Genomic DNA, 1,749 nt, shown 5'->3' on the forward strand with positions numbered 1-1,749 from the left:
ATTATCTGTAATCGTCAGTTCCGGATTGGCTGTCTGTAGATTCAACGCCGTGAGCGTATCACCATCCACATCACTCGCTTGCGCCAAGAGCTGTTCTTGGCTCAGTGTGATACTTCCATCCTCATCAATTGCATACGCCAAGTTACCTGAAACAGGGAAGTCGTTCACAGGAACAACTACGATATTCGCTTGGGCCGTATCACTCGCACCCTCAGCATCTAACACAACCACATCGAGGACAATGTCACCATTGAAATTCTCATTCGGAATAAAACTAAAGGAGCCATCATCATTCTCACTCAGCGTTCCATCTGATCCTGAGTAGCTCACACCTTGCAGACTCACATCACCTTCAACGTCACTTGAATTCGCCAAAAGCTGTGCAGGTGTCAATGTAATTGTACCGTCCTCATTCATGCTGAAAGACGTATCCCCTGCAACTGGCGGGTCATTCACAGGAACAACTACAATATTCGCTTGGGCCGTATCGGTACCACCCTGACCATCAGACACGGTAAAGTCGACGGTGACATTACCATTGAAGTTCTCATTCGGTGCAAAGGTATATGTGTCATCTCCATTATCGGTGAAGATTCCATCCGTACCTGTGTATGTAACATCTGAGATACTCAGCGTATCACCATCAACATCCGATGCTCCCGTTAACAGATCCTCATCTGTAAGCGTGATCGTCCCGTCTTCGTTCATCTGGAAATTCTGATCCTGCGCGACCGGCAGATCATTCACTGGGTTCACTGTCAAATCGATATTGGCTGCGACTGTCGCTTCACCATCGAATATATCGAAACTAATATCGAGATCACCATTGAAGTTTGCAGCCGGTGTCAGCGTGAACGTCCCATCACCATTATCTGTAATCGTCAGTTCCGGATTGGCTGTCTGTAGATTCAACGCCGTGAGCGTATCACCATCCACATCACTCGCTTGCGCCAAGAGCTGTTCTTGGCTCAGTGTGATACTTCCATCCTCATCAATTGCATACGCCAAGTTACCTGAAACAGGGAAGTCGTTCACAGGAACAACTACGATATTCGCTTGGGCCGTATCTGTACCACCCTGACCATCAGACACGGTAAAGTCGACGGTGACATTACCATTGAAGTTCTCATTCGGTGCAAAGGTATATGTGTCATCTCCATTATCGGTGAAGATTCCATCCGTACCTGTGTATGCAACATCTGAGATACTCAGCGTATCACCATCAACATCCGACGCTCCCGCCAACAGATCCCCATCTGTAAGCGTGATCGTCCCGTCTTCGTTCATCTGGAAATTCTGATCCTGCGCGACCGGCAGATCATTCACTGGGTTCACTGTCAAATCGATATTGGCTGCGACTGTCGCTTCACCATCGAATATATCGAAACTAATATCGAGATCACCATTGAAGTTTGCAGCCGGTGTCAGCGTGAACGTCCCATCACCATTATCTGTAATCGTCAGTTCCGGATTGGCTGTCTGTAGATTCAACGCCGTGAGCGTATCACCATCCACATCACTCGCTTGCGCCAAGAGCTGCTCTTGGCTCAGTGTGATACTTCCATCCTCATCAATTGCATACGCCAAGTTACCTGAAACTGGCGGGTCATTCACAGGAACAACTACAATATTCGCTTGGGCCGTATCTGTACCACCCTGACCATCAGACACGGTAAAGTCGACGGTGACATTACCATTGAAGTTCTCATTCGGTGCAAAGGTATATGTGTCATCTCCATTATCGGTGAA

General features: G+C 47.8%; 1 protein-coding gene. It reads right to left on the reverse strand.

The features are described 5' to 3' along the window. The coding region (locus tag A3738_RS09590; protein ID WP_156504158.1) for a tandem-95 repeat protein at positions 1-1,749 on the reverse strand (1,749 nt) is incomplete at both ends.

The organism is Oleiphilus sp. HI0066, from assembly GCF_001635725.1.